23 protein-coding genes and 3 tRNA genes are annotated in these 23875 nt (G+C 52.3%); 16 read left to right on the top strand and 10 right to left on the bottom strand.

Features of this window, described 5'->3' with window-relative positions; genetic code table 11:
* Window positions 1–6 precede the first annotated feature (6 nt).
* Window positions 7–1146, top strand: coding sequence for a tRNA epoxyqueuosine(34) reductase QueG (gene queG / locus K2184_RS10185; protein WP_004109161.1), 1140 nt, complete (start codon window positions 7–9; stop codon window positions 1144–1146).
* 269 nt (window positions 1147–1415) lie between these two features.
* Here the strand turns inward: queG and K2184_RS10180 are convergent.
* The 3 genes from K2184_RS10180 to K2184_RS10170 all read right to left on the bottom strand — a co-directional run bounded on the left by K2184_RS10180 (window position 1416) and on the right by K2184_RS10170 (window position 1811).
* A tRNA-Gly gene (locus K2184_RS10180) sits at window positions 1416–1491 on the bottom strand.
* 24 nt (window positions 1492–1515) lie between these two features.
* Window positions 1516–1591 (bottom strand) — tRNA-Gly (locus K2184_RS10175).
* Between the two features lie 144 nt (window positions 1592–1735).
* Window positions 1736–1811 (bottom strand) — tRNA-Gly (locus tag K2184_RS10170).
* Window positions 1812–2097: 286 nt separating this feature from the next.
* On the opposite strand from K2184_RS10170, the gene K2184_RS10165 reads away from it, so the two are divergent.
* Entirely contained in the window at window positions 2098–2829 is a 732-nt protein-coding gene (locus K2184_RS10165; protein WP_070557104.1) for an arginine ABC transporter substrate-binding protein, read from the top strand.
* Window positions 2830–2870: 41 nt separating this feature from the next.
* On the opposite strand, the gene orn is transcribed toward K2184_RS10165, so the two are convergent.
* On the bottom strand, window positions 2871–3416 hold the full coding sequence (gene orn, locus K2184_RS10160) for an oligoribonuclease (protein WP_004097954.1): 546 nt from the start codon (window positions 3414–3416) through the stop codon (window positions 2871–2873).
* Between the two features lie 94 nt (window positions 3417–3510).
* Here orn and rsgA point away from each other — a divergent pair, with 94 nt between their 5' ends.
* The 3 genes from rsgA (at window position 3511) to mscM (ending at window position 8980) form a co-directional block, all read left to right on the top strand.
* Window positions 3511–4572 carry a small ribosomal subunit biogenesis GTPase RsgA gene (rsgA, locus tag K2184_RS10155; RefSeq protein ID WP_004109167.1) on the top strand — a complete coding sequence of 354 codons (1062 nt, stop codon included), beginning with the start codon at window positions 3511–3513 and terminating at the stop codon, window positions 4570–4572.
* Window positions 4573–4667: 95 nt separating this feature from the next.
* Window positions 4668–5630 carry an archaetidylserine decarboxylase gene (asd, locus tag K2184_RS10150; RefSeq protein ID WP_004109169.1) on the top strand — a complete coding sequence of 321 codons (963 nt, stop codon included), beginning with the start codon at window positions 4668–4670 and terminating at the stop codon, window positions 5628–5630.
* 23 nt (window positions 5631–5653) lie between these two features.
* A complete protein-coding gene (gene mscM, locus K2184_RS10145) occupies window positions 5654–8980 on the top strand; it encodes a miniconductance mechanosensitive channel MscM (RefSeq protein WP_163525026.1) in 3327 nt (1108 codons plus the stop codon).
* Between the two features lie 119 nt (window positions 8981–9099).
* On the opposite strand, the gene epmA is transcribed toward mscM, so the two are convergent.
* The gene (gene epmA, locus K2184_RS10140) at window positions 9100–10077 is read right to left on the bottom strand and encodes an elongation factor P--(R)-beta-lysine ligase (RefSeq protein ID WP_004117360.1); all 978 of its coding nucleotides are present in this window, start codon (window positions 10075–10077) and stop codon (window positions 9100–9102) included.
* 275 nt (window positions 10078–10352) lie between these two features.
* Here epmA and frdA point away from each other — a divergent pair, with 275 nt between their 5' ends.
* The 5 genes from frdA (at window position 10353) to K2184_RS10115 (ending at window position 14306) form a co-directional block, all read left to right on the top strand.
* Window positions 10353–12143 (top strand): fumarate reductase (quinol) flavoprotein subunit, encoded by a 1791-nt coding sequence (frdA, locus tag K2184_RS10135; protein WP_026055996.1) that lies wholly within the window; start codon window positions 10353–10355, stop codon window positions 12141–12143.
* Window positions 12136–12870 carry a succinate dehydrogenase/fumarate reductase iron-sulfur subunit gene (locus tag K2184_RS10130; protein WP_004109180.1) on the top strand — a complete coding sequence of 245 codons (735 nt, stop codon included), beginning with the start codon at window positions 12136–12138 and terminating at the stop codon, window positions 12868–12870. The genes frdA and K2184_RS10130 overlap by 8 nt, the downstream gene beginning before the upstream one ends.
* A gap of 10 nt (window positions 12871–12880) precedes the next feature.
* Window positions 12881–13276: a fumarate reductase subunit FrdC gene (gene frdC, locus K2184_RS10125; RefSeq protein WP_004117355.1), complete on the top strand. Its 396-nt coding sequence runs from the start codon at window positions 12881–12883 to the stop codon at window positions 13274–13276.
* Between the two features lie 10 nt (window positions 13277–13286).
* Window positions 13287–13646 (top strand): fumarate reductase subunit FrdD, encoded by a 360-nt coding sequence (gene frdD / locus K2184_RS10120; RefSeq protein WP_004109192.1) that lies wholly within the window; start codon window positions 13287–13289, stop codon window positions 13644–13646.
* 129 nt (window positions 13647–13775) lie between these two features.
* The gene (locus tag K2184_RS10115; RefSeq protein WP_004109193.1) at window positions 13776–14306 is read left to right on the top strand and encodes a lipocalin family protein; all 531 of its coding nucleotides are present in this window, start codon (window positions 13776–13778) and stop codon (window positions 14304–14306) included.
* Here K2184_RS10115 and sugE read toward each other — a convergent pair.
* The 4 genes from sugE to efp all read right to left on the bottom strand — a co-directional run bounded on the left by sugE (window position 14303) and on the right by efp (window position 15838).
* A complete protein-coding gene (gene sugE, locus K2184_RS10110) occupies window positions 14303–14620 on the bottom strand; it encodes a quaternary ammonium compound efflux SMR transporter SugE (protein WP_004109196.1) in 318 nt (105 codons plus the stop codon). The two genes, K2184_RS10115 and sugE, sit on opposite strands and share 4 nt — an antisense overlap.
* A 139-nt stretch (window positions 14621–14759) precedes the next feature.
* Window positions 14760–14906, bottom strand: coding sequence for a lipoprotein toxin entericidin B (gene ecnB / locus K2184_RS10105; protein WP_004109200.1), 147 nt, complete (start codon window positions 14904–14906; stop codon window positions 14760–14762).
* A gap of 164 nt (window positions 14907–15070) precedes the next feature.
* Window positions 15071–15202 (bottom strand): entericidin A/B family lipoprotein, encoded by a 132-nt coding sequence (locus K2184_RS10100; RefSeq protein WP_016809373.1) that lies wholly within the window; start codon window positions 15200–15202, stop codon window positions 15071–15073.
* A gap of 69 nt (window positions 15203–15271) precedes the next feature.
* A complete protein-coding gene (efp, locus tag K2184_RS10095) occupies window positions 15272–15838 on the bottom strand; it encodes an elongation factor P (protein WP_004109203.1) in 567 nt (188 codons plus the stop codon).
* A gap of 42 nt (window positions 15839–15880) precedes the next feature.
* On the opposite strand from efp, the gene epmB reads away from it, so the two are divergent.
* The gene (gene epmB, locus K2184_RS10090) at window positions 15881–16909 is read left to right on the top strand and encodes an EF-P beta-lysylation protein EpmB (RefSeq protein WP_004117350.1); all 1029 of its coding nucleotides are present in this window, start codon (window positions 15881–15883) and stop codon (window positions 16907–16909) included.
* A 159-nt stretch (window positions 16910–17068) separates the two neighbouring features.
* Here the strand turns inward: epmB and K2184_RS10085 are convergent, their stop codons facing one another.
* The gene (locus tag K2184_RS10085; protein ID WP_004109209.1) at window positions 17069–17635 is read right to left on the bottom strand and encodes a winged helix-turn-helix domain-containing protein; all 567 of its coding nucleotides are present in this window, start codon (window positions 17633–17635) and stop codon (window positions 17069–17071) included.
* A gap of 491 nt (window positions 17636–18126) precedes the next feature.
* Between K2184_RS10085 and K2184_RS10080 the strand changes: the two genes are divergently transcribed.
* The 5 genes from K2184_RS10080 to K2184_RS10060 all read left to right on the top strand — a co-directional run bounded on the left by K2184_RS10080 (window position 18127) and on the right by K2184_RS10060 (window position 23779).
* A complete protein-coding gene (locus tag K2184_RS10080; protein WP_049127352.1) occupies window positions 18127–18687 on the top strand; it encodes a fimbrial protein in 561 nt (186 codons plus the stop codon).
* A 58-nt stretch (window positions 18688–18745) separates the two neighbouring features.
* Complete coding sequence (locus K2184_RS10075; protein ID WP_064370792.1) at window positions 18746–19432, top strand: fimbrial biogenesis chaperone; 687 nt, start codon at window positions 18746–18748, stop codon at window positions 19430–19432.
* 35 nt (window positions 19433–19467) lie between these two features.
* Complete coding sequence (locus K2184_RS10070) at window positions 19468–22011, top strand: fimbria/pilus outer membrane usher protein (RefSeq protein WP_049127350.1); 2544 nt, start codon at window positions 19468–19470, stop codon at window positions 22009–22011.
* A 22-nt stretch (window positions 22012–22033) separates the two neighbouring features.
* A complete protein-coding gene (locus tag K2184_RS10065) occupies window positions 22034–23065 on the top strand; it encodes a fimbrial protein (RefSeq protein ID WP_123830088.1) in 1032 nt (343 codons plus the stop codon).
* Window positions 23066–23413: 348 nt separating this feature from the next.
* A complete protein-coding gene (locus K2184_RS10060) occupies window positions 23414–23779 on the top strand; it encodes a hypothetical protein (RefSeq protein WP_049127348.1) in 366 nt (121 codons plus the stop codon).
* Window positions 23780–23875 lie beyond the last annotated feature (96 nt).

Genomic DNA, 23875 nt, shown 5'->3' with positions numbered 1-23875 from the left:
TCCATCATGTCACAGCCCCTCGATCTCAATCAGTTAGCGCAGCAAATCAAACAATGGGGCACAGAGCTGGGGTTCCAGCAGGTCGGTATTACCGATACCGATCTCAGCGCCAGCGAACCTAAACTGCAGGCGTGGCTGGATAAACAATACCATGGCGAAATGGAGTGGATGGCGCGTCATGGCATGATGCGCGCGCGACCTCATGAACTCCAGCCCGGTACGCTCCGCGTGATTAGCGTCAGGATGAACTATCTTCCCGCTAATGCCGCTTTCGCCCGCACCCTGAAAGATCCCGCATTGGGTTACGTTAGCCGTTATGCCCTTGGACGGGACTATCACAAGCTGTTACGTAATCGCCTGAAAAAATTAGGTGAGATGATTCAGGGGCAGTGTGCTTCGCTCAATTTTAGACCTTTTGTCGATTCCGCGCCGATACTTGAACGCCCTTTAGCCGAAAAAGCGGGGCTGGGATGGACAGGTAAGCACTCACTCATCCTTAGCCGCGATGCCGGCTCGTTCTTTTTCCTCGGCGAATTGCTTATCGATCTCCCTCTTCCCGTCGACCAGCCCGTTGAAGAAGAGTGCGGACGCTGCGTTGCCTGCATGACCATCTGCCCAACCGGCGCCATCGTCGAGCCCTATACCGTTGATGCCCGGCGCTGTATCTCCTATCTGACTATCGAACTGGAAGGCGCTATTCCGGAAGAATTTCGTCCGCTGATCGGTAACCGCATATACGGCTGTGATGACTGCCAGCTGATTTGCCCGTGGAACCGCTTCGCGCAATTAACCGATGAAGATGATTTCAGCCCGCGTCAGGCGCTGCATGCCCCGGCGCTGGTAGAACTGTTCGCCTGGAGCGAGCCCTGGTTTTTAAAAGTGACGGAAGGATCGGCCATTCGCCGTATTGGTCATCTGCGCTGGCTGCGTAATATCGCCGTTGCGTTGGGCAATGCGCCCTGGAATGAAGCGAACCTGCAGGCGCTGGAAAGCCGCCGGGGTGAGCACCCACTTCTCGACGAACATATCGAATGGGCGATTGCGCAGCAAATTGCAAAAAGAAATGCCAATGTGATTGAGGTGCAACTACCGAAAAAGCTACGGCTGGTCAGGGTGGTTGAAAAAGGGTTACCGCGCGACGCCTGATTCATTCACAGGGTGTGAATAAAAATAAAAACACATTGCGTTTCAACATGCAGACGTTCGTCAAGCGATCGAGTTAACACTTTGAAATGAAATTTTCTTATTATATTTCAACAATATAGATAAATACTATTTACATAGTGAAGTATTTTTCGGGATTAAGGCAAAAGATTAACCTGTGGATAAGTCTGTTCACAGTATTTTCTGGACAGGACGAAAATCATCCCCGGCGCGTGATTGCGCTGTGGATAAATCAGGTATAAGAAGAAATTTGGAGCGGGAAACGAGACTCGAACTCGCGACCCCGACCTTGGCAAGGTCGTGCTCTACCAACTGAGCTATTCCCGCTTGGGTATGGTGACTTTCAAATTTTGGAGCGGGAAACGAGACTCGAACTCGCGACCCCGACCTTGGCAAGGTCGTGCTCTACCAACTGAGCTATTCCCGCTTAATCTTTGTCTTTCAAGCCGCTTCTGCGTTAGCTGCCTTCACTCACTTTAGTCACTTACTTTAGTAAGCTCCTAAAGATTCGTTCAGTTGCTGCCTTGCTGCAACTCAAAATCCTGTGATTAGGATGGTACTTTCAAATTTTTGGAGCGGGAAACGAGACTCGAACTCGCGACCCCGACCTTGGCAAGGTCGTGCTCTACCAACTGAGCTATTCCCGCAAACTTCTGGCCATATTTCTATGGCGTCGTGATTTGCATTTCTGCTTCGTCACGGGAGGCGCATTATACGAGAATTCGATTTACCTGCAACCCCCCTGAAAGCAATTTTTTTCGTTTTTGATTTAAGTGACCACTTTATCGCCACATTCAGGCCTGTTTTGTCTAAATAAGCAGCAAATGCGGCAAAATGACTTTTTCCGGGCTCGCTAAAGGCGCAAAATCACTCAAGTTTACAGGCGGATATCGCCCGCTGACGGTCAACAACGATGATAACCAGGGAAATAAAATGAAAAAAGCGCTTACCGTCCTGCTGCTGGCTACGCTTGCCACAGGAACAGCATCGGCAACAACGCTACATTTTGGAACAACGACGGCCAACCCGCCGTTTGAAACCGTCAGTGGCAAAAACCAACCCACGGGTTTTGATATCGATTTGGCCAACGCGTTGTGCAAGCAGATGCAGGTCGAATGCAAATTTACTCCCCAGGGCTTCGATACTCTCATCCCGGCGCTGCGCTTTAAGAAATTCGACGCCGTGATTGCCGGTATTGAAGTGATCCCAATGCGAGAAAAGCAGGTTGCATTCAGCCATCCCTATCGCCAGGAGCTCTCCGGTGCAATAGTCACAGCGAAAGACGCTGCCCATACCTTTGCCGATCTCAAAGATAAAAAACTCGGCGTCGTAAGGGGCACTATTCATCAGCACTACCTGCGTGATAAACAAAAAGCCGTGCACGTGCTGCCTTATGACAGCGATGAAAGCGCCCTGAACGCGCTGAAAGAAGGTGTGATTAGCGGAGTGATGGGCGATCAGGAGACCTTAACGAAATGGCTCGAGGATAATCCCGAATACGCGATTATGGACGAGCGCGCCACGGATCCCAGCTACTACGGTAAGCAGTACGCCATTGCGGTGCGTAAAGATGATCCTGAGCTGCTGAATAACATCAATGCCGCTCTGGATGTCGTCAAAGCCTCGCCGGAATTCCAGGCGATGGAACAGAAGTGGTTTAAATAGTCAGACGTACTACCGGGGCGCTTCTGGCCCCGGCATAAGCATTAGAGCTTGATGAAGTGCTCGCGGTAGTAAGCCAGTTCCGCTACCGATTCGCGAATATCGTCCATCGCCTGATGCGTTCCTTGTTTTTTAAAGCCGTCGAGAATTTCCGGCTTCCAGCGACGAGCCAGCTCTTTAAGCGTACTGACGTCAAGATAGCGATAGTGAAAATAGGCTTCCAGCTCAGGCATATATTTAAACAAGAAGCGACGATCCTGGCCGATGCTATTGCCGCAGATCGGTGACTTACCCGCCGGCACCCACTTTTTGAGAAATTCGATAGTCGCCAGTTCTGCCTCACGATCGCCCTGGGTACTCGCCTTCACCCGCTCCACCAGTCCGCTACCGGTATGGGTACGCACGTTCCACTCATCCATTAATGCCAGCTGCGCGTCTGACTGATGTACGGCAATCGTCGGCCCTTCCGCCAGAATGTTCAGATTCGCGTCAGTCACCAGGGTGGCGATTTCGATGATGCGATCGCGCTCCGGATCCAGCCCCGTCATTTCAAGATCGATCCAAATCAGGTTGTTTTCATCTGCACTCATGTTATTTTCCACCCTTCTTACGTCACTATATTCATCTAAAATAGCGTGTATCATAGAGGTTTTGCCCGTACAGGGCGACCAGGAGCCAGTTCGATTGAGTAAAAATAAACTCTCCAAAGGCCAACAGCGCCGCGTGAAGGCCAACCACCAGCGCCGCCTGAAAACGACTTCGGAGAAGGCCGATTTTGATGACAACCTGTTCGGTGAAAAATCCGAAGGGACCGTTATTAGCCGCTTTGGCATGCATGCCGATGTCGAATCCGCCGACGGTAGCGTCCACCGTTGCAATATACGCCGCACTATCCGTTCGCTGGTCACCGGCGATCGTGTGGTCTGGCGGCCAGGCAAAAGCGAAGCTGACGGCGTCAACGTCAAAGGCATCGTCGAGGCCGTGCATGAACGGACCTCCGTACTGACGCGCCCGGATTTCTATGACGGCGTCAAACCTATCGCCGCCAATATCAATCAGATTGTCATCGTTTCCGCCATCTTGCCTGAGCTTTCTCCGAATATTATCGACCGCTATCTGGTGGCCTGCGAAACGCTGAACGTCGAGCCGCTGATCGTGCTCAATAAGATCGATCTCCTGGATCAGGAGAGCATGGACTTCGTCAACGAGCAAATGGACATTTATCGCCATATTGGTTACCGCGTACTGATGGTCTCCAGCCGCACGCAGGATGGCCTGAAGCCGCTTGAAGAGGCACTTACCGATCGGATCAGTATCTTTGCCGGGCAGTCTGGGGTAGGCAAATCCAGCCTGCTGAACGCGCTGCTGGGCCTGCAGGATGACCAAATCCTTACCAATGACGTTTCGGATGTCTCCGGACTGGGGCAGCACACCACTACGGCCGCGCGCCTGTACCACTTCCCGCACGGCGGCGATGTGATTGACTCGCCGGGGGTACGCGAGTTCGGCCTGTGGCATCTCGACGCGGAACAAATCACCCACGGCTTTGTCGAATTCCATGATTATTTAGGCCGATGCAAATACCGCGACTGCAAACACGATACCGATCCGGGCTGCGCCATTCGCGAAGCGGTGGAGAAGGGCGAAATCGCTGAAAGCCGGTTTGAAAACTACCATCGCATTCTGGAAAGCATGGCGCAGGTGCAGGTAAAAACGCGTAAAAGCTTTTCATCAACCGATGACTGACATTTAAGCTGAGCATCGTTAGAATCGTCCCCCTTTTTCAGGCCCCCGCCGACGCGCGGGGGTCAGGAACGACAAATAATGGCCTGGAGGCTACCTTGTTAAACGATCTTAAACTTTCACTGCAATACATTCTGCCTAAACTGTGGCTCACCCGCCTCGCAGGCTGGGGTGCACGCAAGCGGGCAGGCTGGCTGACAAAACTGGTCATCGATCTGTTCGTGAAATATTACAAGGTCGATATGAAAGAGGCGCAAAAGCCTGATACTGCCAGCTACCGGACCTTTAACGACTTTTTTGTTCGCCCGCTGCGCGATGACGTTCGTCCATTAAATACTGACCCGAACGTTCTGGTGATGCCCGCCGATGGCGTCATCAGCCAGCTCGGCGCTATTGAAGACGATAAAATTTTGCAGGCCAAAGGCCACAACTACAGTCTGGAAGCGCTGCTGGCCGGCAACTACCAGATGGCGGATCTGTTCCGAAACGGCAGCTTTGTCACTACCTATCTTTCCCCGCGCGATTACCACCGCGTGCACATGCCGTGCAACGGTATTCTGCGCGAAATGATCTACGTACCGGGAGATCTGTTCTCCGTAAATCATCTGACCGCGCAAAACGTGCCGAATCTGTTTGCCCGCAACGAGCGCGTCATCTGCCTGTTCGATACTGAGTTTGGCCCCATGGCGCAGATCCTGGTCGGCGCCACCATCGTCGGCAGCATCGAAACCGTGTGGTCCGGTACCGTCACGCCGCCGCGTGAAGGCATCATTAAGCGCTGGACCTGGCCTGCGGGCGAGAGCGAAGGTTCCGTCGCCCTGCTTAAAGGCCAGGAGATGGGCCGCTTTAAACTGGGTTCCACGGTGATTAACCTGTTTGCTCCGGGTCAGGTGAAGCTGGTTGAGCAGTTACAAAGCCTGTCGGTAACCAAAATAGGCCAGCCGTTGGCGATCGCGCCTGAAGCCGTGACGCCGGTCGAGCCCGCTCCGCTGGCAGTCGAAGAAGTCCGCGCTGAACACGCCGCCAGTCCGCTGGTTGACGATAAACAAGACGAAGGTTAATTCCTGAAAGAAAAGGTTACGCCGTGCGCCTGATATACACTTTCCTGTTGGCCTGGTGCCTCAGTTTCGGGGCGTACGCAGCGACAGCCCCGGATGCTAAACAGATAGCCCAGGAGCTGGAACAGGCGAAGGCGGCAAAGCCCGCCCAGCCTGAAACCGTCGAAGTCCTGCAGTCTGCCCTGAATGCGCTTGAGGAGCGTAATGCCTCCCTTGAGCGTGCCCGTCAGTATCAGGACGTTATTGATAACTTCCCCAAACTGTCGCAAACCCTGCGCGCGCAGCTCAACAATCTCAGCGATGAGCCGCGCCAGGTCTCCACTACCCTCTCCTCCGATGCCCTGAACCAGGAGATTCTCCAGGTCAGCAGCCAACTGCTGGAAGCCAGTCGTAAAGCTCAGCAGGAGCAGGACCGCGCCCGCGATATCGCCGACTCGCTCAACCAGTTGCCGCAGCAACAGAGCGATGCCCGCCGCCAGCTGAATGAGGTCGAACGCCGGATCGGCGCGCAAAGCAGCAATACGCCGCTGGCGCAGGCGCAAAATCTTGGTTTACAGGCGGAGTCCGCGCGGCTGAAAGCGCTGGTCGATGAACTGGATCTGGCGCAGCTTTCCGCCAATAACCGCCAGGAGCTATCACGGTTGCGATCCGAGCTGGCGCAGAAAGAGAGTGAGCAGCTCGACGCCTGGCTACAGGCATTAAGAAATCAGCTCAATAACCAACGGCAGCGCGAGGCGGAGAAAGCGCTGGAAAGCACCGAGCTGCTGGCGGAAAACAGCGAAAACCTGCCGCCGGATATTGTGGCGCAGTTCAAAGTGAACCGCGAGCTGTCGCAAGCGCTAAACCAGCAGGCGCAGCGGATGGACTTGATCGCCTCTCAGCAGCGCCAGGCGACCAATCAAACCCTGCAGGTGCGTCAGGCTTTAAACACGCTCCGCGAGCAGTCCCAATGGTTAGGTTCTTCCAATCTGCTTGGCGAAGCCCTGCGCGCGCAGGTGGCGCGTCTGCCGGAAATCCCGCGACCGCAGCAGCTGGATACCGAAATGGCGCAGCTGCGCGTGCAGCGCCTGCGCTATGAGGATCAGCTCGGCAAGCAGCCGCAGCTAAGACAAATTCGTCAGGCCAACGGTGAACCTCTCACCAGCGAGCAGAACCGCATTCTTCAGGCTCAGATGCGCACGCAGACAGAGCTGCTCAACTCCCTGCTGCGCGGCGGCGATACGCTTATGCTCGAACTGACCAAGCTGAAAGTCGCCAACGGCCAGCTGGAGGATGCGCTCAAAGAGATCAACGAAGCGACCCACCGCTATCTGTTCTGGACCTCCGACGTCAGCCCAATCGGCTTCTCCTGGCCACTGGAGATTGTTCAGGATTTACGCCGTCTGATCTCGCTCGATACCATGAGCCAGCTCGGTAAGGCCAGCATGATGATGCTGACCAGCAAAGAGACCCTGCTGCCGCTCTTCGTCGCGCTCATTCTGGTAGGGTTCAGCGTCAGCTCGCGGCGCCATTTCACCAGCTTCCTGGAGCGTTCCAGCGCGCGCGTCGGCAAGGTTACGCAGGATCACTTCTGGCTCACCCTGCGAACGGTGTTCTGGTCTATACTGGTGGCCTCGCCGCTGCCGGTACTGTGGATGACGCTGGGCTACGGTCTGCAGTCTGCCTGGCCTTTCCCGCTGGCCGTGGCGATTGGCGATAGCGTCACCGCAACGGTGCCGCTGCTGTGGGTGGTAATGATTTGCGCCACTTTTGCCCGCCCGAACGGTCTGTTCATCGCCCACTTTGGCTGGCCGCGCAGTCGGGTTAGCAAGGCGATGCGCTACTATCTGATGAGCATCGGGCTCATTGTGCCGCTTATTATGGCGCTGATTACTTTTGATAATCTCAACGATCGCGAGTTCTCCGCCTCGCTGGGTCGCCTCTGCTTTATGCTGATTTGCGGCGCGCTGGCGATGGTGACCCTGAGCCTGAAACGCGCCGGCATCCCGCTGTATCTCGATAAAGAAGGCAGCGGCGACAATATGCTGAACCGACTGCTATGGAATATGCTGCTCGGCGCGCCGCTGGTGGCAATGCTGGCGGCGGCAATCGGCTATCTCGCCACATCGCAGGCGCTGCTCGCCAGGCTCGAAACGTCGGTCGCCATCTGGTTCCTGCTGCTGGTGGTTTATCACATCATTCGCCGCTGGATGCTGATTCAGCGCCGTCGTCTGGCGTTCGATCGCGCTAAGCACCGTCGGGCGGAGATCCTCGCCCAGCGCGCGCGTGGCGAAGAGGACGTCCAGCATACCAGCAGCCCGGAAGGTTCAATGGAAGCCGAGGTCAGCGAGGTCGATCTGGATGCTATCAGTACCCAGTCCCTGCGTCTGGTGCGCTCTCTGCTGATGCTGATCGCGCTGGTGTCGGTTATCGTGCTATGGTCAGAAATCCACTCCGCATTTGGCTTCCTGGAGAATATCTCGCTGTGGGACGTGACCTCCACGGTGCAGGGCGTTGAGAGCCTGGAGCCGATCACCCTCGGCGCGGTGCTGATTGCTATTCTGGTGCTGATTATTACCACCCAGCTGGTGCGCAACCTGCCCGCTCTGCTGGAACTGGCCATCCTCCAGCATCTGGAACTGACGCCGGGCACCGGCTACGCCATCACCACCATCACCAAGTATCTGCTGATGCTGATTGGTGGTCTGGTCGGCTTCTCGATGATTGGGATTGAGTGGTCGAAGCTGCAGTGGCTTATTGCCGCGCTCGGTGTAGGTCTCGGTTTTGGTTTGCAGGAGATCTTCGCCAACTTCATCTCCGGCCTGATTATTCTGTTTGAAAAACCGATACGCATTGGCGATACGGTCACCATTCGCGATCTCACCGGTAGCGTGACGCGCATTAATACCCGCGCCACCACCATCAGCGACTGGGACCGTAAAGAGATTATCGTGCCGAACAAGGCGTTCATCACCGAACAGTTCATCAACTGGTCGTTGTCGGATTCTGTAACCCGCGTGGTGTTAACGGTGCCTGCCCCGGTAGATGCCAATACCGAAGAGGTGACGCAGATCCTGCTAAATGCCGCGCACCGCTGTTCGTTGGTTATCGATACTCCGGCGCCGGAAGCGTTTCTTGTTGACCTGCAGCAGGGGATCCAGATTTTCGAGCTGCGTATCTACGCCGCCGAAATGGGTCACCGTATGCCGCTACGCCATGAGATGCATCAGCTGATTCTGGCCGGATTCCGCGAGCACGGTATCGATATGCCGTTCCCGCCGTTCCAGATGCGCCTGGAGAGCATCGATGGCAGAAAAAGCAGCAGGGCGCTGACCTCGGCAGGGAAAACCAGCCGCGCGCCCGGCAGTCTGTAATATCGGCCTTGCCTGAACGCGGGCAAGGCCAGAACTGTCGCACTCCCGGACAATCAACCATACCGCCGCACATCGGCGGTCATCCCCGTCAATGTCCTGCGGGAAAGCGGAAAGAAAGATCAGGCGCGGTCGACGGTAAACGAGATAACGTCGCCGATGCTTTCTGCGCCCAGCGCCAGCATCACCACCCGGTCAACGCCCAGCGCTACGCCGGAACAATCCGGCAGCCCGGCTTCCAGAGCGGCCAGCAGATGATGATCGATTGGCTGCTGCGGCAGACCGCGAGCCGCACGCTTGCGGTTATCCTGCTCAAAACGCTGCCGCTGTTCTCGGGCGTCGGTGAGCTCATGAAAACCATTAGCCAACTCAATGCCTTTGTAATAGACCTCGAAACGTTCCGCTACGCGATGATCTTCGGTGCTGATTTGCGCCAGTGACGCCTGGCTGGCCGGGAAATGATAGATAAACGTCGGACGATCTTTACCAATATGCGGCTCGACGCCCATGACAAAAAGTAGCTGAAGCAGCGTGTCCCGATCCTCTTCCGTATCGGCAATATTGCTCAAATCGAGCTTAGCCGCCACTTCGCGCAGCTGCGTTTTATCTGCCGACAGCGGGTCGATTTCCAGATGACGCAGGAAGGCTTGCTGATAAGAGAGGCTTTCGGCCGGCTGGCAGTCGAGTACCTGCTGTAGCAGATCGTCTACTTCGTTGATTAGCCGGTACATGTCATAGCACGGACGATACCACTCCAGCATGGTGAATTCCGGATTATGGTGGCGACCCATCTCTTCATTGCGGAAGCTACGGCATAGCTGAAAAACCGGGCCGCAACCGGCCGCCAGCAGGCGCTTCATGTGATACTCCGGGCTGGTCATCAGATACAGATTCAGCCCCTGAGAATGACCCGGTCCTACGAAACGCGTTTCAAACGGGACCATATGGATATCCGTCACCGTCGCCTGACTCATGCAGGGCGTCTCCACCTCCAGCACGCCGCGGTCGGTAAAGAAACGACGAATTTCCGCCATCACCGCTGCACGTTTTAACAGGTTTGGAATGGATGCGCTCGGCTGCCAGGTTGCCGTTTCGCTCATGGTACTTTCTCCGATTTGAAACAAGGGCCCGAAGTCTACTCGTAACTGGCGAATGAAACAAATTTTGTGCGAAAAGGCAAAAGCGTCACATACGCTTAATTTATTGATAACCCAAAAACATACAGTGGATAGATAAACAACCGCACATAACGATAAAAAAATCGAACACGTCAATTTTCCCTCATAACCCTGCGGCTATACTCCTTACCTATAAAGGAGCAGTGATACGTTTTCGCCAGCCCGGCGGCGAAATAAACAAAAACTGGAGGAATGTCGTGCAAACTTTTCAAGCCGATCTTGCCGTTATTGGCGCAGGCGGAGCAGGTCTTCGTGCTGCAATTGCCGCCGCGCAAGCTAATCCAAATGCTAAAATCGCTCTAATTTCAAAAGTCTATCCTATGCGCAGCCATACCGTTGCTGCTGAAGGGGGTTCCGCTGCCGTCGCGCAGGATCATGATAGCTTTGAGTACCATTTCCACGATACTGTTGCAGGCGGCGACTGGCTATGCGAACAGGATGTCGTCGACTACTTCGTTCATCACTGCCCGACGGAAATGACCCAGCTTGAGCAGTGGGGTTGTCCGTGGAGCCGCCGCCCTGACGGCAGCGTCAACGTCCGGCGCTTCGGCGGTATGAAGATCGAGCGAACCTGGTTCGCAGCCGATAAAACCGGCTTTCATATGCTGCACACCCTGTTCCAGACCTCGCTTCAGTTCCCCCAAATCCAACGCTTCGACGAACACTTTGTCCTCGATATCCTGGTCGACGAAGGTCAGGCGCGCGGTCTGGTCGCAATGAATATGATGGAGGGTACGCTGGTACAGATCCGCGCCAACGCGGTAGTTCTGGCGACCGGCGGCGCAGGACGCGTATATCGCTACAATACCAACGGCGGGATCGTCACCGGCGATGGTATGGGTATGGCGCTCAGCCACGGCGTACCGCTGCGCGATATGGAGTTCGTGCAATATCACCCAACCGGCCTGCCGGGTTCCGGTATTCTGATGACGGAAGGCTGCCGCGGTGAAGGCGGTATTCTGGTCAACAAGAATGGCTACCGCTATCTGCAGGATTACGGCATGGGCCCGGAAACTCCGCTGGGCGAGCCAAAAAATAAATATATGGAGCTGGGTCCGCGCGACAAAGTCTCCCAGGCTTTCTGGCACGAATGGCGTAAAGGCAACACGATCCCAACGCCGCGAGGCGACGTGGTCTACCTCGATCTGCGTCATTTGGGCGAGAAAAAGCTGCTTGAACGTCTGCCGTTTATCTGTGAACTCTCAAAAGCCTACGTGGGCGTCGATCCGGTGAAAGATCCCATTCCGGTACGTCCAACCGCGCACTACACCATGGGCGGTATCGAAACCGACCAGCAGTGTGAAACCCGTATTAAAGGGCTGTTTGCCGTTGGCGAATGCTCTTCTGTCGGTTTGCACGGCGCTAACCGTCTCGGCTCCAACTCGCTGGCGGAGCTGGTGGTGTTTGGTCGTTTGGCCGGTGAACAGGCCATGCAGCGCGCCACCGAAGCGGGCGAAGCCAATAGCGCCGCGCTGGACGCGCAGGTCGTCGATATCGAGAAGCGCCTGAAGGACCTGGTGAATCAGGAAGGTAACGAAAACTGGGCGAAGATCCGTGATGAAATGGGTCTGTCGATGGAAGAAGGCTGCGGCATCTACCGTACGCCGGAGCTCATGCAGAAAACGGTTGATAAGCTGGCCGAGCTGCAGGAGCGCTTCAAGCGCGTGCGTATCACCGACACCTCCAGCGTGTTCAATACCGACCTGCTGTATACCATCGAACTGGGTCATGGTCTGAACGTCGCCGAATGTATGGCGCATTCCGCCATCGCGCGTAAAGAGTCCCGCGGCGCGCATCAGCGTCTGGATGAAGGCTGCACCGAGCGTGACGACGTCAACTTCCTCAAGCATACCCTCGCCTTCCGCGACGCCAACGGTAATACCACTCTGGAGTACAGTGATGTGAAAATCACCACTCTGCCGCCGGCAAAACGCGTGTACGGGGCGGAAGCGGAAGCAGCCGAGAAGAAGGAGACGACGAATGGCTGAGATGAAAAACATGAAAGTCGAAGTGGTGCGCTATAACCCGGAAGTGGATATCGCACCGCACAGCGCTTTCTATGAAGTTCCCTACGACGAGCAAACCTCGCTGCTGGATGCGCTGGGCTATATCAAAGATAACCTCGCGCCGGATCTTAGCTACCGCTGGTCCTGTCGCATGGCGATTTGCGGTTCCTGCGGCATGATGGTGAACAAAGTACCAAAGCTGGCCTGTAAAACCTTCCTGCGCGAATACACCAAAGGCATTAAGGTTGAAGCGCTGGCTAACTTCCCGATTGAACGCGATCTGGTGGTCGATATGACCCACTTTATTGAAAGTCTGGAAGCCATTAAGCCGTACATCATCGGCAACCCGCGCACGCCCGATCAGGGACCAAACAAGCAAACGCCGGCGCAGATGGCGAAATACCATCAGTTCTCCGGCTGCATTAACTGCGGCCTGTGTTACGCGGCCTGCCCGCAGTTTGGTCTTAATCCGGAGTTTATCGGCCCGGCGGCGATCACCCTCGCCCATCGCTATAACGAAGACAGCCGCGACCACGGTAAAAAGGAACGTATGGCGCAGCTTAACGGCCAGAATGGCGTATGGACATGTACTTTCGTGGGCTACTGCTCCGAAGTCTGCCCGAAACACGTCGACCCGGCGGCCGCGATCCAGCAGGGTAAGGTAGAAAGCTCGAAAGACTTTCTTATCGCCACCCTGAAACCACGCTAAGGAGTGCAGTATGACGACTAAACGCAAACCCTACGTGCGGCCGATGCCGTCCACCTGGTGGAAAAAGCTGCCGTTTTATCGCTTCTATATGCTGCGTGAAGGAACAGCGGTCCCCACGGTCTGGTTCAGTATCGTGCTGATCTACGGGCTATTCGCGCTGAAGCACGGTGCGGAGAGCTGGGCCGGGTATATCGGTTTTCTGCAAAATCCGATTGTCGTGATTCTGAACCTGATCACGCTTGCGGCCGCGCTGCTGCATACCAAGACCTGGTTTGAGCTGGCACCGAAAGCTGCCAATATTATCCTTAAAGGCGAAAAAATGGGGCCAGAGCCAGTGATTAAAGGGCTTTGGATCGTCACCGCGGTCGTCACCGTGGTGATTCTGTTTGTCGCCCTGTTCTGGTAAGGAGGCTGGAATGATCAATCCTAAACCAAAACGTTCTGATGAGCCCGTATTCTGGGGGCTGTTTGGCGCTGGCGGTATGTGGGGAGCAATTGTCGCTCCTGTCATCGTACTGCTGGTAGGTATTATGCTGCCGCTGGGCCTTGCGCCCGCAGACGCCTTCAGCTACGAACGCGTGCTGGGCTTTGCCCACAGCTTCATTGGCCGTGCGTTTATTTTTCTGATGATTGTGCTGCCGCTATGGTGCGGACTTCATCGTATTCACCATGCGATGCACGATTTAAAAATTCACGTACCCAACGGTAAGTGGGTCTTCTACGGCCTCGCGGCGATTCTGACCGTCGTCACGCTGGTCGGAATATTGTTCATCTAAACCGCTGCTTTAACCTCGACTGCGGTAAGCCCGGTAGCAGGATGTTACCGGGCTCTCTTCTCAAGAAAAATCTGCCGCATTTTTCCTGCCTGAATCTACACTTAGCTTAAAACTGGCAAGGAAATAACTATGCGTCTGCTCCCCGTCATGGCGGTTGTTGCCGCTTCATTTCTGCTTATCGCCTGTAGCACGCCGACGCCGCCTACCGGCGTCACCGTGGTCAGCCCATTCGACACGCAACGCTATCTCGGTACCTGGTATGAAATCGCCCGTTTCGATCACAATTTTGAGAGTGGCTTAGAAAAGGTCACCGCAACGTATAGCCTGCGCGATGATGGTGGGCTGAACGTGGTAAACAAGGGATATAACCCCGACCGGGGTATGTGGCAGAAAACCGACGGCGTCGCTTACTTTACCGGCGATCCCACGCGCGCCGCGCTGAAGGTCTCATTTTTCGGCCCTTTCTATGGCGGCTATAACGTCATTTCACTGGATAAGGATTATCGCTATGCGCTGGTTTGTGGGCCAGATCGCGACTATCTCTGGCTACTGGCGCGTGCGCCGAAAATCCCGCCGGAAGTGAAGCAGCAGATGCTGGATATCGCCAGCCGGCAGGGATTTGACGTGAGCAAGCTCATCTGGGTCAATCAACGCTATTAATGAGCGCTCATTTTCAGGCCAATGATGCCAATGACAATACATGCCAGGCTGGCAATGCGCATCGGGCTGGCGGATTCTCCTAGCAGGATAATCCCCGTGACCGCTGCGCCAACCGCGCCAATACCGGTCCAGACGGCGTAAGCCGTTCCCACGGGCAGCGTTTTCATCGCCCATGATAAAAGCGCCATACTGATAACCATGGCGGCAATCGTAATTACGCTCGGCACAAGCCGACTAAAACCATGGGTATATTTAAGACCGACTGCCCAGACAACTTCCAGCAGCCCCGCGATAAACAGAATTAACCAGGACATAAGGCTCCTTTGATGGGGCCGTCCCCAGATGTGGAACGCTTACGGGTCGTCCCGCAAGGTAGATGATAATCCGCGGAAATAATACACGATGTCGCTAAAGAGAGGAAGAACGGTACGACCACGGCCGTACCGCCATGGTCTATTGCTGAGCTTTGGTTGCGGCGCCGGAAATCGCATCGCCGCCATCTGAAATATCCTGACCGACACCGCGCGTGGTGTTACATCCGGTCAATGCTGAGGAGAGGACCAAAACCGTAAAGACCGCTGCAATCGCTTTTTTTACCATGATGTTATCCTTAATTTACCAGTTTTAGTTATCGTGCCTTATAAGCATAGACAACCTGGTTCAGGATGAGGGAATCTCAACGTTTTTTCGGAGAAAAAGAGGTTTAAGGTATTAAGTCAGGAACAGAAATGGATTATGAATGAGGATTTCCTGAGGAAATCAGGTTAGCTGGCAGCGTGAGAAATAGCATGGCCCAGGCTTTGGATATCCTCACCCACGCCGCGAGCCGTATTGCATCCGGACAAAAGGGCGCAGCTAAGAAATAATAATACCGGGAGCGTTAATTTATGAGCCATCTTCCCTGCCTGCAGTTACGGCGGTAGAGGGCGCAGCGAAAGGCTGCGCCAACCGTCTCAGCGCATCGATTACTTCACGCGGGATACGTATTCGCCAGAGCGAGTATCCACTTTGATGACTTCGCCAATCTGAACGAACAGAGGAACTTTAACCACTGCGCCAGTGGACAGGGTAGCCGGTTTACCGCCGGTGCCAGCAGTATCGCCTTTCAGACCTGGATCGGTTTCAACGATTTCCAGCTCAACGAAGTTCGGCGGGGTAACGGAGATTGGCTGACCGTTCCACAGAGTAACGATGCATTCAGCCTGATCCAGCAGCCATTTAGCATTATCACCAACGGCTTTAGAATCTGCGGCCAGCTGTTCAAACGTCGAGTTGTTCATGAAGTGCCAGAACTCACCGTCGTTGTACAGATAAGTCAGGTTCATATCGACAACGTCTGCGCCTTCAGCAGAATCTGTAGACTTGAAGGTTTTCTCTACGCGGGTACCGGTCAGCAGGCGGCGCAGCTTAACGCGGGCAAAGGCCTGGCCTTTGCCCGGTTTAACGAATTCACTGGCTTCAACTGCATAAGGTTCGCCGTCCATCATGATTTTAAGACCGGCACGAAAATCGTTGCTATAGTAAGTCGCCATAAGGCCCTCTGAAACTTTGTTAATTGGTAGCTAAGCCACAAAATGGCGCATATTGTAACCCTAAATACCCCATCCAGAGAAGATTGGTTAACGCAACTTGCCGATGTTGTGACCAGTCCCGATGAACTGCTGCAGCTTTTAAATGTAGACGCTGATGCGAATCTATTGGCAGGACGCGACGCCAAGCGCCTGTTCGCACTGCGTGTCCCACGGGCATTTATTGCTCGAATGGAACCAGGAAATCCAAACGATCCTCTTCTACGTCAGGTACTTACCTCCCAGGAGGAGTTTATTCATGCTCCAGGATACTCCACCGATCCGCTGGAAGAACAGCATAGCGTTGTGCCAGGTCTGCTGCATAAATACAGCAACCGCGCTTTACTGTTGGTGAAAGGCGGCTGCGCGGTAAATTGTCGATATTGTTTCCGTCGGCACTTCCCGTACGCGGAAAACCAGGGCACGAAGCGCAACTGGCAGAAGGCTATGGAATACATCGCGGCTCATCCAGAGCTGGATGAAATTATTTTTTCCGGCGGTGACCCGTTGATGGCGAAGGACCATGAACTGGACTGGCTGCTTACCCAGCTGGAATCCATTCCACATATTAAACGCCTGCGCATCCACAGTCGGTTACCCATTGTGATTCCTGCGCGGATTACCGATACCCTGGTTGCGCGCATCTCTGCATCCTCGTTGCAGGTGCTGCTGGTGAACCATATTAACCATGCTAACGAGATTGATACCGCGTTTCGTAGGGCAATGAAGAGCCTGCGTATGGCTGGCGTCACCTTACTCAATCAAAGCGTACTGTTACGCGGTGTGAACGATAATGCGCGCACGCTCGCCGATCTGAGCAATGCGTTGTTCGATGCCGGGGTTATGCCTTACTACCTGCACGTTCTGGACAGAGTGCAGGGAGCGGCGCATTTCATGGTCAGTGACGAAGAGGCCCGGGCAATCATGCGTGAGCTACTCACGCTGGTCTCCGGCTATTTAGTCCCTAAGCTTGCACGGGAAATCGGCGGAGAACCAAGCAAGACGCCCCTGGACTTAGGATTGAAGCAACGATAGCGAATCCGTCTGCCGGGCACTGCCTGGCAGACAACCTGTTGCTAATACTTACTGGTGTATAAATACTGACGCTTTATAATTTTCGTAGAACCAGTAATTATTCTTCCAGGGGAGAGTAAAGCGAATATAAAATCAATCGGTTAATCCATTCATTATTACTTACAAAAAAAGAGAAAGGATGTTTGCGGCGGTCATCACCAATAACAGAGGCAAAATCCACCCGGGTAATTTAAATACTGTTGCTTTATCATCTGTGGAAATTTTTTGCGCATCTTCACGGACAGCGGAATTATTCATCACATTTTTCTCAATCGGAGGCGAAGAGGTGCTTGCGGTAACCTGCACATTTTCAGAATTTTCCGGTGCCTTTTCTTCCGAGCGTAAGAATGAGGCAATATTTGATCCTGCCGCGAGAACAAACCCGCGCTGTCTGACTGTAACAATAATATCTTGCGATAATCCTGCTTTCACTAACGACTTTCTTAACAATGATATGTTTTGATAAAAAGTATTCTGCGAAACGACAACCCCTCTGGTTTTCCAGACACTATCCAGAAACTCTTCTCGGGATATAATTTTCCCATTACTTTCCAGTAAAAGTTGCAGGCAGCGTGCAGTCGGCGCGTTCAGCGTCACGCTCTCACCATTGTCCCCTACGGGCTGCAGCTCATTCATATTTACATTAAAAATAACTTCATTGTTAATGATATATTCATTGAATATCATAATCCCTTTCCTCCCTCACCATTCCATATGAAACAAAGATGAATTAAATTCAAATTCATCTTTAGCTATCACAGTACATCCCTTTAAGCCTGCCAGATTAGATAATTTCAAAGATAAATCCCAGCTCTTCCCAGAGCAAAGATAAGATTATCATGATATTTGAACCAAAGGGAAGACTGATTTACAACTATACCTTCCAGGCACGCTCATTATTATCTACGAAATCTGCTTGTGAAATTGCAACCTTCAATAAACAGAGTTTAAATTCAAACAGAATTCACATGCATTTTATCAGCCCTGCACTTAGATTTGTCACCGCTCCGGCACATTGACGCTCTAAGTATACCAGGTATGCAAAATGCGGCGGCAGGAGAATGATAACGATAGCGATCGGGCATACATAGCAGAATGTTAGTTATTACCTATCAGCCTAATTAACATTTTCGCCATGACGCTATTCAGGACTTAGTATCTATAAATGGATTAAATAAATGAAAAAAACAATCGTAGCTGTAATGGTCGCTGCTTCTGCAGTTCTGAGTGCTCAGGCAATGGCAACCAACACCGCTCAGGTAACTGTGCTGGGTGAAGTATCTGATGCAGCTAACTCTTGCGTAGTGACTCCGACTGGTACTCTGAACAACGGTATCGTTCAGCTGATGACCGTGACCACTACCGAAGCGAATGCTGAAGCGGCTGGTGCTCTGTTTAAAACTCAGGACTTCGGTTTTGACGTGAAAGACTGCGCACAGGGTAGCGCCACTCCGGTTACCGCTGTAACCGTCAATGTGACCGGTACGTCCACCAACGCTAACATCCTGGACAACACCGCACCTGGCGGCGCTACCGGTATTGGTATCGGTATCCAGCGCGTACGTGATGCACACCGCGTAGGCTTCGACGGTTCTGACCTCATGACCGAAAGCTACACTGCGGCTGGCGGCACTCAGCTGAAGTACACCACTGGTTATGTGAAAGTGAACGCCGCGACTCCGGTTACCGAAGGTCCGGTTAAAGGTGTTGCGACCTTTACTATCGATTACACCCTCTAATTTTTCCCCGAAGGGCTCCGCTTCACGGCGGGCCCTTTTTCGCATTCAGAGAAAAACCATGTTCAGGAACTTATTAAATCTCACCGCATCCTGTGCATTACTCCTCAGTAGTATTGCCCATGCTGGTATTGTGATTGAATCCACCCGCTACCTCTATAAAGAAGGTGCGCGTGAAATCACCGCGCAAATCGAAAATAAAGATGATATTCCCTATCTGATTAAATCCTGGGTTGAAGCGCCAGCAGGGAAAACACCCTCTTTTATGGCTACCCCTCCGCTATTTCGTCTTGAGGGTAAGCAGCAGAATACCGTGCGTCTGTTTTCTACCGGAAACGTCAATACCCCGAACGACCGGGAATCCATATACTATTTTAACGTGATGGCTATCCCGCCGGCGGACGATGAGAAAGCCAGCGCCAATACCATTCAACTGGCGGTTCGCCACCGCATGCGCCTGGTTTATCGTCCAAAAGCACTTTTCGATCTTTCGCCAAACATTGAAGCCAAAAAACTCGAATGGCGGAAAGCAGGCACTAAACTGACGATTAAAAATCCGACACCGTTTTTCTTCTATTTCCAAAGTGTCCAAATTGGTGGCAAAGAAGTGAAGCCAGAAGTCAACTCCGTCGCCCCAATGGCGACCAAAGAAGTAACCTTAAAAGAAAATATCAATGCATCCAGCGTCAGCTGGAAAGTCGTCAATGATTATGGCGGAGCAGGATCGCTCTATTCCTCATCGCTGTAATAAGAATTTTATTTCATCATTATAGGGATGTGTCTATGCCAAATAAGAATAATGGATTATTCAAACTATCCGCGGTCTTTCTTGCAATGCTTCCGGCATTGCTTTCTGGTTTGAATAATAAAGCGCAAGCACGTGACTTTTTCGATCCCTCATTCATTAGCTCATTGAATGGCAGCGATCCATCAACCACCCCCGACTTATCTATTTTCCAGACGCAGAACGCACAGGCGCCGGGGGATTATCGGGTCGATATCATGTTTAATGGCCGCTATCTGGATACCAGGACAATGAAGTTTGTAGCGAATAGCCGTGCCACCGGGAATAATCGAGAGCCCGCCCTGGTGCCCTGCCTGAGCCTGAAAACGTTAGCGGAGTACGGCGTTCGCGTTAAAGCCTTTCCCGAACTGGTCGAGGATAAAAGCGGCTGCGTCAATCTTTCTGTCATCCCGGATACCAAAGCGGATTTTGACTTTACCGTCCAGCGCTTGAATATATCCATTCCTCAGGCGGCACTATCTACCACCGCGCAGGGATATATTCCACCGGATCAGTTTGATGATGGCATCAACGCCCTGCTGGTGAACTATCAGTTCAGCGGTTCAAACGATATGCAGGCCAATGACGAATATTACAGCCTGAACCTGCAGTCTGGCCTCAACGTTGGCCCATGGCGTATCCGTAACCTCAGCACCTGGAATAAAAATAACGGCGATGGAGGGGATTGGGATTCCGCTTATCTCTATATGCAGCGCAGCATTCGCCCCATCAACAGTAACCTTGTGATGGGTGAGAGCTCTTCACTCTCAGGCATCTTTGACAGCGTACCGTTTACCGGTATTCAACTGGCCACCGATACATCAATGCTGCCGGAAAGTATGCGCGGCTATGCGCCGATTATCCGTGGTATCGCCAAAACCAACGCCCGCGTCTTAATTAAACAAAACGGTTACCAAGTATACCAGACCTACGTGGCGCCTGGCGCGTTTGAAATCACTGATATGTATCCGAGCGGCGGTAGCGGCGACCTTTACGTCACCGTGGAAGAATCCGACGGTTCTAAGCAAGAGTTTGTCGTACCGTTCGCTACGCTGCCGGTAATGGTACGTGAAGATCAGTTCGAGTATGAGATTACGTCAGGCAAATACCGTCCTTACGATGGCGGAGTCGATGAGACTACCTTTACCCAGGCCACCGCGACCTACGGTGTCTCCAGCAGCCTGACGCTTTATGGCGGGATGCAGGCCGCATCGCGCTACCAGGCGCTGTCAACAGGCCTTGGTTATAACCTCGGCGAGCTTGGTGCCGCCTCGGCAGACGTCACTCAGGCCTGGTCAAAAATGAAAGACGACGAAAAGACCTCAGGACAGTCATGGCGTGTCCGTTACGGGAAAAATATTATCGAAACCGGTACTAACGTGACTATCGCTGGCTACCGCTATTCCACCCACGGATTTAATACGCTCTCTGAAGTGTTGGATAGCTATTCTAATGATGGCAACTACACTCCTCGCTCGCTGCGCAACCGGACCAACCTGACGCTGAACCAAAGCCTGGGTAAAGGTCTTGGTAGCCTTTCGATAAGCGGATTGATTGAAGATTACTGGGACGATAAGCGCACCAACAAGTCGATCAGCGTAGGGTACAACGGCGGCTTACACAATGTGAACTATTACCTGGGTTATAGCTATAACCGCTATACCTGGAGTGGGGATAACTCCGGGAAAGACGCCCAGGACGATCAGCGCATCACTTTGACCGTAACCGTGCCGCTGAGCAACTGGCTACCGGGCACTTATACCAGCTATCAGTTAACCAACAGCAATCCGGGGTCTACCGATCAGTCCGTTTCCATCGGTGGTAACGCGCTTGAGAACGACAGCCTGGAATGGAGCCTGCAGCAAGGGTACAGCAACCGGGAATACTACAGTGGCGATATGCGCGCGACCTATAACGGTTCCCGCGGCAGCGTTAATGCCGGCTACAGTTACGATCGCGATAGCGAACGCATTGACTACGGAGCCAACGGCAGCATCCTTGCCCATGCTGATGGCATCACACTCGGTCAGGACATCACCGACGCCGCCGTACTGGTTAAAGCGCCAGGACTGGATAACGTCAGACTCGCTAACGACAACACCATTTCCACTGACTATCGTGGCTACGCCATCGTTCCATACGTTACGCCTTACCGTCGTACTGATATTACGCTGGACAGCACCACGCTTGGCGAAGACATGGAGCTTCCGGAAACCACGCAAAGCGTCGTTCCGACACGCGGCGCCATCGTGCGAGCCAATTATGCCGGGAATATCGGCCAGCGCGCATTTGTCCATCTGAAAACGGCCAGCGGCCAGGACGTGCCTTATGGCGCGATGGTCCTGCTCGCCGGCGACAGCAAGTCGCAACCAAGCATCGTCAGCGACGCCGGTATGGTCTATATGTCCGGCCTGCAACAGACCGGGATCCTTAACGTCCAGTGGGGCAAAAGCGCCGCGCAGCAGTGCAATGCTTCATTTACTTTACCGGCCAGGGAAGGCAAAGCGTCTGGCATTAGTCAAATCGAAACGATTTGCCGCTAGTCATTTATAGAGGAAATTTTTGATGAAACGGATATTTATCCTAATAACGTTACTAATGCTAGGCAGCGAAGTTGCCGCAAAATGTTCATATACTGGTGACATTCAGCGGCAAGCTATTACACTGAATAATATAAAAATCCCAACCGACCCTTCCATTCCTGTAGGGAGCATTCTTTATACCCGCAAGATTGGAACCAGTGCATACAAAAGATTTGAATGTAACAAAGCGACTAATGATCAATACATTATTAATATTAGTGCACCAGAGGTAGCAGGGGTTACCGGCCTTCAGGGAGGGAAAGTCTATGAGACAGGGATCGACGGAATTGGTTTCCAGGTATCGGATCTCTTACGTAGTAAAAATGGTTCAGTAGTTGTAGGTGAAGCAGGTTCGACGCTTGTACCAATTTCCAAATCTTCGGAAAACAATTATCAATTTCTTACTATCTGGTTAATCAAAACAAAAAACGTTATTGATACATCAGGCAGCGGGGCCAATCCTTCTGTTTCTTTTTCTGTTGGAAATCCGGTGACTAATCCGATCGCTAATGATCGTTTATTATATATATTAACAAAAATAGAATTTAAGAATATAAATTATCGCACCACCTCATGCAATACTTCCACTCCGCAGTCACAGGTCACGCTGAACCGTATCGATAAGAGTAAGTTGATGTCACTTTCCCGTGGGGCAAAAACACCATCCGAAAAGAATATCGTTATGAATATCAACTGTCCAACATCATCGTTAGGCAATACCGTTACCTACTGGTTTAATCCTATTAGCGGAGTGAGTACTTCTGGTGATGGTATAGTAGATAATATGATATCTGGTGCGACAGCGGCAAATAATGTGGGAATTATTTTTAAACTAGCCGGGAGCCCAGTTATTTTCTATGATATGGATAAATATAATTATCAAATCTCAAAAAACAGCGATCTGTCAAAGACTATAAACCTGACAGCAGATTACTATCGTGCAAGTGATAGTAGTAGCGATGTTACCCTTGGTAGCGTCAAAGCAATGTTAGAGGTCGTTATCCAGGAAGATTAATTCTCATCCAAAGCTCCCGAAAGGTATTATTATAGAGGAATACTGACGGGAGCTATTGCTCTTCATTAATCCAACATTCCCTACGATTAAAAATAGCCAAGTCAATAACATCTTAATAAATACAAAACATGCTTAACTCGACATTAATACATGAATACATCCATGACATGAATTAATATCATATTTTATAGAAAAATAAATTCATGATTTCACATATGAACATTGCGATTCATATATAATTCACAGCAAATCATGTTGATTATAGCCAATCTACTCCGTATTGTTCTTTCCGGGCGATTACATCGACCCGTAATTTCAACCCATATAATATTTAAGGGAATAAAAGTAATGAAAGAATTAACTGTATTTGAAATGGAAGAGATCTCTGGTGGCTATTCTTGGGATTTTTCTTCCTTAGGCTCTGCGCTTACTTCTATTGCATCAAATGGCGTTGAGGCCGTTGCCAGCGCCTTTTTCGGTGGAGCTATGTACGGAATGATGGGTTCTATCATTGGCGGCGTTAATGGCGGCAATGGTGGTGGTCTGTTAGGTTTTGGTACTCTCGGTATGGCTATAGGCGGAGCCTGGGGGTTGGTAGTAGGTGCAATTGGTGGTGCAATTGCCGGCGTTACGATTGGCTGGGACGCTACTAACGAAATGATCACAGAATTTGTCGAAGGTGCGGCGAACGGTACCTTCAAACTTTGGCGTTAAAATATCGCTAAAAGTCATAGGGTAATAATTAGCCCATTCATATTAAATATGTTTAACAAAGGTCTGATTATTCAGACCTTTTCAGAAAATAAAAGC

This window comes from Klebsiella sp. K5-306, assembly GCF_051835185.1.
Taxonomy (GTDB): domain Bacteria; phylum Pseudomonadota; class Gammaproteobacteria; order Enterobacterales; family Enterobacteriaceae; genus Klebsiella; species Klebsiella oxytoca.
Note: the sequence above shows the minus strand (reverse complement) of the source record. Positions and strands in the feature narration are given on the sequence as shown.